We start from the raw sequence: 12,498 nt of genomic DNA on the forward strand, positions 1-12,498 counted from the left end.
TGGCATGACCTCAGCAGTGCAGGGCGAGGAGGGCGGACCGACCGCGCGACTGCGGGGGTTCAGGCAGGTGCAGCGCCTCGCGTACGAATGCGCCGAGGCCGTCGCCGCGCAGCTCAGGCCGGGTGTGACCGAGCGCGACGCGGCACGGATGCAGCGGGTGTGGCTGCGCGAGCGCGGGGTGCGGGACTGGTTCCACCTGCCGTTCGCGTGGTTCGGGGACCGTACGGCGTTCACCGGGTTCCGGACACCGTTCCAGTTCTTCCCGACGAACCGCCGGCTGGAACCGGGGATGCCGTTCATCCTCGACATGGCGCCCGTCCACAACGGTTTCACCGCCGACATCGGGTACTCCGGCTGCCTGGGCCTCAACCCGGTGCACGACCGGCTGCTCGCCGATCTGGAGGCGCACCGCACCCTGCTCCTGGACCAGGTGCGCGAGAGACGCCCGCTGCGGGAGATCTACGAGAACGTCGAGCGGCTGATGGTGCGCCAGGGGTACGCCAACCGGCACGGCGCCTATCCGTTCGGCGTGATCGCCCACAAGATCGACCGGGTGAAGGAACGCCGCTGGTCGCCGCAGGTGTTCGGGTTCGGGACGCAGTCGCTGAAGGGGCTGGCGTCGGATGCGCTGCACGGGCACCGGGAGGGCTGGTCGCCGCTGTGGAGCCCGCACAAGTTCTCCGACCACCCGCCGCAGCCGGGCCTGTGGGCGGTGGAACCGCACCTCGGATTCAGGGGTACGGGCGTGAAGTTCGAGGAGATCCTGGTGGTCACCGACTCCAAGGACCCCGAACAGAGCGCCTTCTGGCTGGACGACGACCTGCCGCACGTGCGGCGCTGGGCCGAGGAGAGGGCGGCATGACGATGGGCGTGGCTGGATGGGACGGGACGGCGGGCCCGGCCGGGGAGGGCGGCCCGGAGGGGGCACGCGAGCGCCGGGTGCGGACCGGAGGGATCGAACTGTGCGTCGCCGAGCTGGGTGACGCGACGCAGCCGACAGTGGTGCTGCTGCACGGGTACCCCGACAGCAAAGAGGTGTGGTCCGACGTCGCGACGCGCCTGTCGGGGCGCTTCCACGTGGTCCTGTACGACGTGCGCGGGCACGGCAGGTCCTCCGCTCCCGAGCCGCTGCGCGGGGGATTCACGCTGGAGAAGCTGACCGACGACTTCCTGGCGGTCGCGGACGCGGTCAGCCCGGACCGGCCGGTGCACCTGGTGGGGCACGACTGGGGATCCGTACAGGGCTGGGAGTTCGCGACGGTCGAGCGCACCCGGGGACGGATCGCGTCCTTCACGTCCCTGTCCGGGCCCTCGCTGGACCACTTCGGGCACTGGATCGCGAAGCGGATGTCCCGGCCGACCCCGCGCAGGGCCGCCCAGCTCCTGGGTCAGGGCGCCAAGTCCTGGTACGTGTACCTGCTGCACACCCCTGCGCTGCCCGAACTGGCCTGGCGGGGACCGCTCGGCAAGCGGTGGCCCAGAATCCTCCAGCGGATGGAGAAGGTCCCGGCGGGCGGGTACCCGACGGCGTCGCTGCCGCAGGACGCGGCGCACGGCGCCTGGCTGTACCGCGACAACGTGCGCACCCGTCTGCGCAGGCCGCGCACGGACGCGTACGCCCACGTACCGGTGCAGCTGATCACGCCGACCCGGGACCCCTTCCTGTCGGAGCGGCTGTACGACGAGCTGGAGACGTGGGTCCCACAGCTCCTACGCCGTACGCTGCCCGCCAAACACTGGGTTCCACGCACCCGGCCCGATCAACTCGCCGCCTGGACGGCCGAGTTCGTTCTGGCGAACGAGGACCGCGGGGCCGGGGTGGGCCCCCTCCCCGCCGCGGTGGGCGGTAAGTACGCGGACCGGTTCGCCGGGCAGCTGGTCCTGGTGACCGGGGCGGCCAGCGGCATCGGCCGGGCCACCGCGTTCGCGTTCGCCGAGGCCGGCGCGCGGGTGGTCGCCGTGGACCGGGACGAGGAGGGCGCCGCGCGGACCGCGGAACTGGCTCGGCTGATCGGTGCGCCGGAAGCCTGGCCGGAAGTCGTCGACGTCGGTGACGGCCGGGCGATGGAGAAGCTCGCGGCCAGGGTCGCGGCCGACCACGGCGTGGTGGACGTGCTGGTCAACAACGCCGGGATCGGAATGTCCGGCTCCTTCATGACCACCTCCGCGCAGGACTGGAAGAAGGTCCTCGACGCCAACCTGTGGGGCGTCATCCACGGCTGCCGCACCTTCGGCAGGCAGATGGCCGAGCGCGGCCAGGGCGGGCACATCGTCAACACCGCCTCGGCAGCCGTGTACCAGCCGTCCCGGGCGCTGCCCGCGTACAGCACGTCCAAAGCGGCGGTACTGATGCTCAGTGAGTGCCTGCGTGCCGAACTGGCCGGCCAGGGCATCGGCGTCAGCGCGATCTGTCCCGGCTTCGTCAACACCAACATCACCGCCACCTCACGCTTCACCGGAGTGAGTGCGGACGAGGAGAAACGCAAGCAGAAGCGGTCTTCGCGGCTCTACGGACTGCGCAACTACCCGCCGGAGAAGGTCGCCGACGCCGTCCTGCGCGCGGTGGTGCAGAAGCAGGCCGTGGTACCGGTGACGCCGGAGGCGCGTGGCGCCCTCCTCCTGTCCCGTTTCGCGCCCGGGGTCCTGCGCGCGATCGCCCGATGGGATCCGTCACTGTGAGCACCGTTCCCCGCCCTCGCGAGCAGGGCCAACAGAGCGACGAGGGCCATGTCATCGTGCCCCGCCGGGTCTCCTTCGACTGGCAGGGGACACCGCTTCACTGGATACCGGACGAGCCGACCGCCACCCACGTCATCAACGTGCTGCAGCTCGACCTGCTGCGCCGGCACGGCGCGGAGGAGGTCGAGCACCGGGCGGTCGCCTTCGACATGTACCAGCACTGCGGCGGCGGGGGCCCGCCCCGGTACGCCCGCCGCATCGAGGTCATGGTCGTGGTCGCGCCGGTGGTGCTGTGGCTGTGGGCCTGGGGCGCCTCGTACCTCATACGGCACGACCCCCGTCTCGCGGGACGGCTGAGGTACTCGCTGCGGGAACACAACAGGGCGTTGGCGAAGGGGCTGTTGCCGGACTGGCGGGAGCTGGGCTCGGCGATACCGTGCTACTCGCGGCGGTCTTACCATCCTTCCCAGGAAGGCTCGCTGCGCAGGGCCGTCGAGTACCTGGCCACCTCGCCCGCGGCGGGCGCGGTGGGACGCGCGGCACTGCGGCCCTGAGGCACCCGGAGGTTCCGGTTCCGGGGAAGCCGGGTGACCGGCCGGCGCCGGCGGGAGGGAGTAAGCATGTCCGCGCGACCATCGCGTCAGGTGGCGGCCGAGTACCGGATCGAGGACCTGGCACAGCTCAGCGGCGCCACGGTCCGTACGATCCGCGCCTACCAGGACCGCGGGCTGCTTCCCCGGCCGGAGCGCCGCGGGAGGGCCAATGTGTACGGGGATCCGCATCTGGCCAGACTGCGCCAGATCGCCGACCTCCTGGAACGCGGTTACACGCTGGCCAGTATCAAGGAGCTGCTGGACGCGTGGGACGCGGGACGGGGCCTCGGCGGGGTGCTCGGCCTGGTCGCGGAGGTGGGCGGGCCGTGGACCGACGAGGAGCCGGGCCGCATCTCACGGACAGAGCTGGACGCGCGGTTCGGCGGCCTACGCGACGAGGCGGCGGTGACGGAGGCGGTCGCGCTGGGCGTACTGGAGAGGCTTCCGGACCGGGACGACGAGTTTCTCGTACCGTCGCCGCAGGAGCTGGCGGTGGCCGCGGAGCTGCACGCGGCCGGGGTGCCGCTGGCGGCGATCTCGGGGCACCTGTGGGAACTGCGCGGGCAGGTCGAGCACATAGCGTCGCGATTCCTGGAGTTCACCACCGAGCACGTCTTCGCCCGCTACCTCGGTCACCGGCCGCCGAAGGACGCGGACGCGGCGGAGGCGGCCGCACTCGTACGGAGGCTGCGCCCCCTCGCGCAGCAGAGCGTGGACGCCGAACTCGCCCGCGCCATGCGGTTGTTCGCGACACGGCACCTTCAGCAGCACCTGGGGACCGTGCCCCCGCCGGCACCGGAGGAGGAGACGCTCGCCGTCGGGCCGGAGAAGGGGTCGCGCTCCGCGGGGCCGACGGAGGAGAGGGTGGCGCTGCCGGCATCCCTGGTCGCCGCTGTGCGGGATCTGGTGGGATACGAGAATGTTGCGGCCTTTGTCGCAGCGGCCACCGAACGCGAGATCCAGGCGCGCACCCTGGATGCGCTGGCTTCCACACCGCGGGATACCGCGAAATTTGACAAATCACTCTAAAGAGTCCGCGAGTTATCCACAGATTCGCTCTTTCCACTGTGGAAAAGGGGCCCTGGCTGTGGATTACTCAGAACTGGCGTGCCGGGAACGAGAATTCGGATGCGCCCCCGTCGTACTCTCCGGGACCCTGCCGCCATGGACGAACAACGTGCGGTGCAGGTGTCGAAGTACCTCTCGAAGCATCTGCGGCACCAGCCCGAGCGCATCGGCATCACTCTCGACGCACACGGCTGGGTGGAGATCGACACCCTGCTCCGGGCAGCCGCGGAACACGGCTTCCCCCTCAGCCGCGCCGAGCTGGACCACGTCGTCGCCGTCAACGACAAGCAGCGCTTCGCAGTACGGGACGACGCACCGGGCCGCGGCCCGCTGATCCGTGCCAGCCAGGGCCACACGGTCGGCGTCGACCTCGCCCTGCCGCCCGCCGAGCCGCCCGCGTACCTCTTTCACGGCACCCACCCCCGCGCCCTGGCGGCGATCCGCGCCGAGGGCCTGCGTCCCATGGCCTGCGACGATGTCCATCTCTCGCCCGACCGGGAGACGGCCACCCGGGTCGGCTCCCGCCGGGGCCGGCCGGTGGTGCTGTCCGTGGACGCGGGGGCGATGCACCGCGCGGGACACGTCTTCAGGGTCAGCGCCAACGGGGTGTGGCTGACGGCGTGCGTGCCGACGCGCTTCTTGCGCTTCCCGGACTCCTGAAAGGGCTTCCCCCTCCCCGACGAGGGGCTTCGACGACGTGTGCCCGCGTCACGCGGGACGACTGCCCGGTGCACAAAAGACGCCTGCCCACTTCCCGAAGAGGGCCCCCGCGACGAGCAACTCCACAGCCGCGGCGAAGCCCGTAGAGTCGGGATCATGCGTCTGAGCACTGTGATTCTGCCGATCCGTCGCTGGCACGAGGGAGGCAGGGAGGTCTGGCAGCGGGCCGAGGAACTGGGCTTCCACACCGCTTACACCTACGACCACCTTTCCTGGCGGGTGCCGTTCCGCGAGGGTCCGTGGTTCGGTGCGCTGCCGACCCTGACCGCCGCCGCGTCCGCCACCGACCGGATGCGGCTGGGTACGCTCGTCACCTCGCCCAACTTCCGCCACCCGGTGACCCTGGCCAAGGAACTGATCTCGCTCGACGACATCAGCGACGGACGCGTCACCCTGGGCATCGGTGCGGGCAGCGCGGGCGGCTTCGACGCGACGGCGCTGCTGCCGGAGGGTGCGCAGCCGTGGACGCCGCGCGAGCGGGCCGACCGGTTCGCGGAGTTCGTACCGCTGCTGGACCGGCTGCTGACCGAGGACGCCGTGACGCACGAGGGCCGGTTCTTCTCGGCGGGCGACGTACGGAACATCCCCGGGTGCCTCCAGCGCCCCCGGTTGCCGTTCGCGGTGGCGGCGACCGGGCCGCGCGGACTGAAACTGGCGGCGCGGCACGGCCAGGCGTGGGTGACCACCGGGGACCCCAAGCTCTTCGCGGAGGGCACACCGGACCAGTCCCTGGAAGCGATCCGGGGGCAGGTCGCCAAACTGGGGTCGGCCTGCGAGGAGATCGGGCGGGACGCGGGGGAGCTGGGCAAGACCCTGCTGACCGGGTTCACCCCGGACCGGCCGCTCGACTCCCTCGACGCGTTCGTGGATTTCGCGGGCCGGCACACGGAGCTGGGGATCGACGAGATCGTGCTGCACTGGCCGATCGCCGGAACCCAGTTCGCGGCGGACGAGAAGGTCTTTGAGCAGATCGCGAGCGAGGGGCTCGCCCAGCTCGGAAACCGCGGCTGAGCGGAAGGCCCCGTTCCGGACCTGCCCTCTCAGATGTGCACGCTTTCGCACGTCCGTGCGTTCCATGCGAGAAGATGAAACGGTGACCTCAGCTATCGACCCTCGCTCCCTCCCGACCGCGGGGACCGGCGCAGTCCCCGCCGTCGCCCCACGCCTGATCGCCACCGACCTCGACGGCACCCTGCTGCGCGACGACAAGACCGTCTCGGAGCGCACCGTCGCGGCTCTCGCCTCCGCCGAGGCCGCCGGCATCGAGGTGTTCTTCGTGACCGGCCGCCCGGCCCGCTGGATGGACGTGGTCAGTGCGCACGTCCACGGCCACGGCCTCGCGATCTGCGCGAACGGCGCCGCGGTCGTCGACCTGCACGCGGGAGGTGAGCTGATCGAGGTGCGCCCGCTGGAGCGGGCCGACGCCCTCTCCACCGTCGCCGCGCTGCGCGCCGTCGCGCCGGGCACGTCGTTCGCGGTGGAGCTGACCACCGGCATCCACTACGAGCCCGCATACCCGCCGTTCCAGTTCGACGCGGCGGCTAGCATCGCCACCGCCGAGGAACTGCTGCACGAGGAGAGTCCGGGCAGCGGCGCCGCGGTGATCAAGCTGCTGGCCCACCACCCGTCCCTCACCCCGGACGACTTCCTGGACCTGGCCCGTGCAACGGTCGCCGACTTCGGCTCGGTCACCCGCTCCAGCCCGACCGCACTCCTGGAGATCAGCGGCCTGGGCGTCTCCAAGGCGAGCACCCTGGCCCGCTGCTGCGCCGAGCGCGGCATTTCGCCCGAGGAGGTCGTGGCCTTCGGCGACATGCCCAACGACATCGAGATGCTCGCCTGGGCGGGCCGTTCGTACGCCATGGGCAACGCCCACCCGGCGGTCCTGGCCGCCGCCTCCGGCCGCACGGCTCCCAACAACGAGGACGGCGTCGCGGTCGTCATCGAACGCATCCTGGCCGGGCACTACGACGGGCCGACCGAGGACTGACACCGGCTCCGCGGGGCCCGGGTCGCGCCCCCCTACAACGCGCCCCTCCTACAGAGGGGCCTCCCACACCACCGCGGTTCCGCCGCCCCCGTCGCCCAGTCCCGGCCCGTACGAGCTGGAGCCGCCCAGCGCCTCCGCCCGCCGTGCCAGGTTCCGCAGCCCGCTGCGCCGGCCGCCCTCCGGAATGCCCACACCGTCGTCCGCGACGGTGAGCCGCACCGAGCGGCGGCCGTCGGCCAGGGTCGCCGTGGCGTCGACGACGACCTCGATCCGTGAGGCGTCCGCGTGCCGGAAGGCGTTCGACAGCGTTTCCCGCAGCGCCGCGACAAGGTTCTTGCCCGTGAGTTCGCCGACCAGCGCGTCCACCGGTCCGACGAAGCGGTGCGCGGGTTTGAAGCCCAGCGGCACCGACGCCATGTTGATCTCCCGCAGCACCCTGGTGCGCAGCCCGGACGGTGCCTCCGCCGGCCCCTGCTGGAGGGCGAAGATCGCCGTGCGGATCTCCTGGATGGTGACGTCCAGCTCGTCCACGGCCTTGCCCACGCCCACCTGCACCTCGGGCACGATCGACCTGCGCTGTGCGCTCTCCAGCATCATCCCCGTCGCGAACAGCCGCTGGATGACGAGATCGTGCAGGTCACGGGCGATCCGGTCGCGGTCCTCATACACCGCGAGCCGCTCCCGGTCACGCTGCGACTCCGCCATCATCAGCGCCAGCGCCGCCTGCGAGGCGAACTGCGTCGCCAGGGTCCGCTCCGCCTCGGTGAACTGCTTCCCGCCCCGGGCCCGCGGGGTGGCGAGCGCGCCCAGTACCCGGCCGCCGCTGTGCAACGGCAGCAGCATGCTCGGCCCGTACCGCTGGGAGAGCTTCGTGATCATGCGCGGGTCGGTGGCGGAGTCCTGTACGAACACCGCCTCCCCGGCCAGCAGCAGCGCCACGATCGGACTCTCCACCGGAATCACCTGGCCCAGCGACTCCCCGGGATTGTCCGCGGAGACCGCCGCGATCTCCAGACCGCCCTCGGCGGCCGGCAGCAGCACCATGCCCGCCGCCGAGTCCGCCAGCCGACGCGCCTGTTCGGCGACCACGGTGAGCGCGTCGTCCACGCCCTCACCGGACAGCAGAGCGGTCGTCACCGCCACCGACCCGTCGATCCACCGCTCCCGCTGGCGCGCCGCTTCGTACAGCCGGGCGTTGCCGATGGCGATGCCCGCCTCCGTGGCCAGCACCCGCAGCATGTGCAGGTCGTAGTCGTTGAACTCCTCCGCGCCCTTCTTCTCGGCCAGGTAGAGGTTGCCGAAGATCCTGTCCTGCACCCGGATCGGCACACCGAGGAAAGTCCGCATCGGCGGGTGGTGCGGTGGAAAGCCCTCGAAACGGGGATCGGCCGTCAGGTCCGCCAGCCGTAGCGGCTCCGGGTCCGCGATGAGAGCCCCCAACAGCCCCTTGTGCCCGGCCGGCAGCCGTCCGATGGCCGCTGCCTCGGTCCCGCTGACGCCGTGTGTCACGAAGTCCGAGAGCCCCTCGCCCTCGTCGTCGACGACCCCGATCGCCGCGTACCGGGCGTCCGCCAGCTCGGCAGCCGTCTCGCAGATCCGGTCCAGGGTGGAGTGCAGTTCCAGACCGGTACCCACTGACCGCATGGCCTCCAACAAGTGCGGCACCCGGGCGGTGAGCTCGGTCGACAGCCCCTGGAGGCCGCGGGTCGCCTCCGCTGCCGCGGCAAGCGAGTCATGGGAGGCAACCCCGCCGTGGGGCGGCGGCGAATCCGCTGAGGCGGGCGGGTCCTGCTGCACTGACATGCTCTTCAGACTAGTTAGTCCTATTTGCAGGGGAAAGTCGACTGTGCAGCGGTTGCACCCGCTTGCGCTGCCGGTTCCACCGCCCTCTCCCGCTCCAGCATCCGCCGCAGCGCACCCTCGCTCCTGGCCAGCACGGCGAACTCCCCGCGCTGCACCACTCGGCCCGCGTCCAGCACCAGTACCTCGTCCACCGCCTCCAGCCCATGCAACCGGTGCGTGATCAACACCGTCGTACGCCCTTCCGTGGCAGCGAGAAGGTCGGTGGTCAGCGCGTCCGCCGTCGACAGATCCAAGTGCTCGGCCGGTTCGTCCAGCACGAGTACGGGGAAATCCGCCAACAGCGCCCTGGCCAGAGCGAGTCGCTGCCGCTGCCCGCCGGACAGCCGCGCCCCGTGCTCACCCACGAGCGTGTCGAGCCCGGCGGGCAGCGTCTCCACCCACTCGCGCAGCCGGGCCCGACCGAGCGCGTCCCACAGCTCCGCGTCGTCCGCGCCGGTCCTGGCCAGCCGCAGGTTCTCCCGTACGGAACTGTCGAAGAGATGCGCGTCCTGCGCGCACAGCCCCACCATCCGTCGCACCTCGTCCCCGTCGAGCGCGTCGGCGGCCACTCCGCCGAGGGTGTAGGTCCCCCGCTCAGCGTCCAGGAACCGGAGGAGCACTTGAGCGAGGGTCGTCTTGCCTGCCCCGCTCGTGCCGATGACCGCGATCCGTTTCCCGGCCTCAAGGGTCAGGTCCACCTCGGCGAGGGCGTGCCCCTGCTGCCCCGGATACCGCGCGGCCAAGCCCCTTACCTCCAGGGGGAAGGGCGACGCGGGCGCCTTCCCGGCCTTCTCGGGCTCCAGGACGGGCAGAGGCGCGTCCAGCACCTCGTGCACCCGCTCCGCACTGCGCCGTACCCGTTGCCGGTACTGCACGGCCAGCGGCATCCCGGTCACCGCCTCGAACGCGGCCAGCGGCGTCAGAACCACCACCGCGAGCTGCACGCCTGCGAGCCGCCCCTCGAACACCGCCTGCACCCCGACCCAGGCCGCCGCGACCACGGTCAGCCCGCTCACCAGTGCGGACAGCCCGCCGCCCAGCGCGGTCGCCGAAGCACCCCGCGACGCGATCCGCGTCAGTATCCCGTCCGCGTCCCGCACGGCGGCGGCCCGGCGCCCGAGCGCTCCCGCCACCGTCAACTCGCCCACCCCGCCGAGCAGGTCTGCCACCCGCACCGCCAGCGCACCCCGCGCCGGGGCCAGCCGGCGCTCCGCCCGCCGCGCCACCCATGCGCTCACCGTCGGCACCGCCACCCCGGCGACCAGCAGACCGACGGCCAGCACCGCACCGGCCTCGGGCAACATCCACCCGGTGAACCCGACCGAGGCGACGCCCACCACCACCGCGGCCCTGGCCGGCAACGCCCAGCGCAGCCAGTAGTCCTGCAGCGCGTCGACGTCCGCCACCAGCCGTGACAGCAGGTCCCCGCGCCGTACCTCGCGCAGCCCGGCGGGCGCGATGCGCTCCAGCCGCCGGTAAACGGCGACTCGCATGTCGGCGAGCATCCGCAGCACCGCGTCGTGCGACACCAGCCGCTCCGCGTACCGGAATACGGCCCGCCCGATACCGAAGGCCCTCGTCGCGGTGACCGCCATCATCAGATACAGCACCGGCGGCTGCTCGGAAGCCCGCGAGATCAGCCATCCGGACACCGCCATGAGCCCCACGGCCGATCCCAGCGCCAGGCTGCCCAGCAGCAGCGCCAACCCGAGCCGACCCCGCTGCTCACCTGCGTCCTGCCGCACCCGGCGCAGCCAGCCGCCGCGCGTTTCACGTGAAACATCGGCGCCCGGCCCCGCTTCGGCCACCGCCCGCGCCGGGGATCGCGTACCGCCTGCCGGGCCCGCCGCCGTGTCCGGCGTTCGTGCGGGGGCCGCCTGCTCAGGCGAGAGCGGCACGGCGGGCGGGCTGGCCCCAGCACCCGCCTGCCCCAGCCGCACCACCTTGTCCGCCACCGCCAGCAGTGCCGGCCGGTGCACGACCAGCACCACGGTCCGCCCCGCCGCGAGCCGCCGCACCGCCTCGACGATCTGCGCCTCCGTCTCACCGTCCAGCGAGGCCGTCGGCTCGTCGAGCAACAACACCGGACGGTCCGCGAGGAATGCCCTCGCCAGTGCGATCCGCTGCCGCTGTCCGGCGGAGATTCCTGCGCCGTCCTCGCCGAGCAGCGTCTCGGCCTTCTGCGGCAGCGCGGCCACGAAGTCGTACGCCCCCGCGTCCCGCAGTGCCTGGAGCACCGCCGCGTCGTCCGCGTCGGGCCGGGCCAGCCGGACGTTCTCGGCGACGGAACCGGCGAACAGGTGCGGCCGCTGCGGCACCCATGCCACACGCTCCCGCCACTTCTCCAGGGACACGGACGCCAGGTCCACGCCGCCGACCAGCACCCGCCCGGCTTCCAGCGGTACGAAGCCCAGCAGTGCGTTCAGCAGCGTCGTCTTGCCCACTCCGCTCGGCCCGACGACCGCGACCGTCTCGCCCTCCGCCACGGTCAGCGATGCCGACTCCAGCGAAGCAGCCGTCCGCCCCTCGTGCCGTACGGTCACGCCGTCGACCCGCAGCGCGACGGAAGCCGGCGGCTCTCCTGTGCCGCTCTGCGGCAGCTCACTCTCCAGGACCGCGAAAATCTCCTCGGCGGCCGACAGGCCCTCGGCCGCCGCATGGTACTGCGCCCCGACCTGCCGCAGCGGCAGATACGCCTCCGGGGCCAGAATCAGGATCACGAGCCCGGTGTACAGATCCAGGTCGCCGTGCACGAGCCGCATGCCGATGGTGACGGCGACCAGCGCCACCGACAGCGTGGCCAGCAACTCCAGTGCGAAGGACGACAGGAAGGCGATCCGCAGCGTCCTCATGGTGGCGCGCCGGTACTCCCCCGTGATCTCCCGGATCGACTCGGCCTGCGCCTTGGCACGCCCGAACACCTTGAGCGTGGGCAGCCCGGCGACCACGTCCAGGAAGTGCCCGGACAGCCGCGACAGCAATTGCCACTGACGGTCCATCCGGGCCTGGGTGGCCCACCCGATGAGAATCATGAAGAGCGGGATGAGCGGCAGCGTCACCACGATGATGGCGGCCGACACCCAGTCCTCGGTGACGATCCGCGCCAGCACCGCCACCGGTACGACGACGGCCAGCCCCAGCTGCGGCAGATACCGCGAGAAGTAGTCGTCCAGCGCATCGACCCCTCGCGTGGCCAGGGCGATCAGCGAGCCCACCCGCTGTCCGCCGAGCCACCCGGGACCGAGAGCCGCTGCTCGCTCCAGCAGCCGTCCCCGCAATTCCGACTTGACCGCCGCGCTCGCCCGGTGTGCGGCGAGCTCGGTCAGCCAGGCCACGAACGCCCGGCCGAGAGCCACTGCTGCCAGCAGGATCAGGGAAGTGCGCAGCTCCGCGGCTCCCTGCCCGTCCTGGAAAGCGCCGACCACGGCCTCGGCGATGAGCATCGCCTGGGCGACGACCAGTCCCGCCCCGGCGAGTCCGAGGACCACCACCGCCGCGAGGAAGAAGCGAGTGGCACGGGCGTGGCGGAGCAGACGCGGGTCGATCGGTTTCACGTGAAACATCCCCCACTGCAGGACGGGTCCCGGTCACGGCTGGACGGGCAGG

General features: G+C 72.0%; 9 protein-coding genes. 7 read left to right on the forward strand and 2 right to left on the reverse strand.

Translation table 11 applies throughout. The features are described from left to right. The first annotated feature begins 4 nt into the window (after positions 1–4). The 7 genes from HNQ79_RS18475 to HNQ79_RS18505 all read left to right on the forward strand — a co-directional run bounded on the left by HNQ79_RS18475 (position 5) and on the right by HNQ79_RS18505 (position 7,050). A complete protein-coding gene (locus HNQ79_RS18475) occupies positions 5–862 on the forward strand; it encodes a M24 family metallopeptidase (protein WP_185032400.1) in 858 nt (285 codons plus the stop codon). Between the two features lie 2 nt (positions 863–864). Further along, positions 865–2,679, forward strand: coding sequence for an SDR family oxidoreductase (locus HNQ79_RS18480; RefSeq protein ID WP_185032682.1), 1,815 nt, complete (start codon positions 865–867; stop codon positions 2,677–2,679). Beyond that, positions 2,661–3,233 carry a metal-dependent hydrolase gene (locus HNQ79_RS18485; protein WP_185032402.1) on the forward strand — a complete coding sequence of 191 codons (573 nt, stop codon included), beginning with the start codon at positions 2,661–2,663 and terminating at the stop codon, positions 3,231–3,233. The genes HNQ79_RS18480 and HNQ79_RS18485 overlap by 19 nt, the downstream gene beginning before the upstream one ends. A 66-nt stretch (positions 3,234–3,299) precedes the next feature. Further along, complete coding sequence (locus HNQ79_RS18490) at positions 3,300–4,301, forward strand: MerR family transcriptional regulator (protein WP_185032404.1); 1,002 nt, start codon at positions 3,300–3,302, stop codon at positions 4,299–4,301. A gap of 135 nt (positions 4,302–4,436) precedes the next feature. Then, the gene (locus HNQ79_RS18495) at positions 4,437–5,000 is read left to right on the forward strand and encodes an RNA 2'-phosphotransferase (RefSeq protein ID WP_185032407.1); all 564 of its coding nucleotides are present in this window, start codon (positions 4,437–4,439) and stop codon (positions 4,998–5,000) included. Positions 5,001–5,156: 156 nt separating this feature from the next. Beyond that, positions 5,157–6,071, forward strand: coding sequence for an LLM class flavin-dependent oxidoreductase (locus HNQ79_RS18500; RefSeq protein WP_185032409.1), 915 nt, complete (start codon positions 5,157–5,159; stop codon positions 6,069–6,071). 82 nt (positions 6,072–6,153) lie between these two features. Next, positions 6,154–7,050 carry an HAD family hydrolase gene (locus HNQ79_RS18505; RefSeq protein ID WP_373312487.1) on the forward strand — a complete coding sequence of 299 codons (897 nt, stop codon included), beginning with the start codon at positions 6,154–6,156 and terminating at the stop codon, positions 7,048–7,050. A gap of 48 nt (positions 7,051–7,098) precedes the next feature. Here the strand turns inward: HNQ79_RS18505 and HNQ79_RS18510 are convergent, their stop codons facing one another. Both HNQ79_RS18510 and cydD read right to left on the reverse strand, forming a co-directional pair. Beyond that, positions 7,099–8,853, reverse strand: coding sequence for a sensor histidine kinase (locus tag HNQ79_RS18510; RefSeq protein ID WP_185032413.1), 1,755 nt, complete (start codon positions 8,851–8,853; stop codon positions 7,099–7,101). 20 nt (positions 8,854–8,873) lie between these two features. After that, positions 8,874–12,446 (reverse strand): thiol reductant ABC exporter subunit CydD, encoded by a 3,573-nt coding sequence (gene cydD, locus HNQ79_RS18515; RefSeq protein ID WP_185032414.1) that lies wholly within the window; start codon positions 12,444–12,446, stop codon positions 8,874–8,876. Between the last annotated feature and the right edge of the window lie 52 nt (positions 12,447–12,498).

The organism is Streptomyces candidus, assembly GCF_014207445.1.
Lineage (GTDB): Bacteria > Actinomycetota > Actinomycetes > Streptomycetales > Streptomycetaceae > Streptomyces > Streptomyces candidus.

What these genes read in the sequence shown, in the direction of transcription:
- HNQ79_RS18510 (WP_185032413.1), bottom strand. Translation starts at nt 8,853, where the DNA reads ATGTCAGTGCAGCAGGACCCGCCCGCCTCAGCGGATTCGCCGCCGCCC.
- HNQ79_RS18495 (WP_185032407.1), top strand. Translation starts at nt 4,437, where the DNA reads ATGGACGAACAACGTGCGGTGCAGGTGTCGAAGTACCTCTCGAAGCAT.
- HNQ79_RS18475 (WP_185032400.1), top strand. Translation starts at nt 5, where the DNA reads ATGACCTCAGCAGTGCAGGGCGAGGAGGGCGGACCGACCGCGCGACTG.
- HNQ79_RS18500 (WP_185032409.1), top strand. Translation starts at nt 5,157, where the DNA reads ATGCGTCTGAGCACTGTGATTCTGCCGATCCGTCGCTGGCACGAGGGA.
- HNQ79_RS18480 (WP_185032682.1), top strand. Translation starts at nt 865, where the DNA reads ATGGGCGTGGCTGGATGGGACGGGACGGCGGGCCCGGCCGGGGAGGGC.
- HNQ79_RS18490 (WP_185032404.1), top strand. Translation starts at nt 3,300, where the DNA reads ATGTCCGCGCGACCATCGCGTCAGGTGGCGGCCGAGTACCGGATCGAG.
- HNQ79_RS18485 (WP_185032402.1), top strand. Translation starts at nt 2,661, where the DNA reads ATGGGATCCGTCACTGTGAGCACCGTTCCCCGCCCTCGCGAGCAGGGC.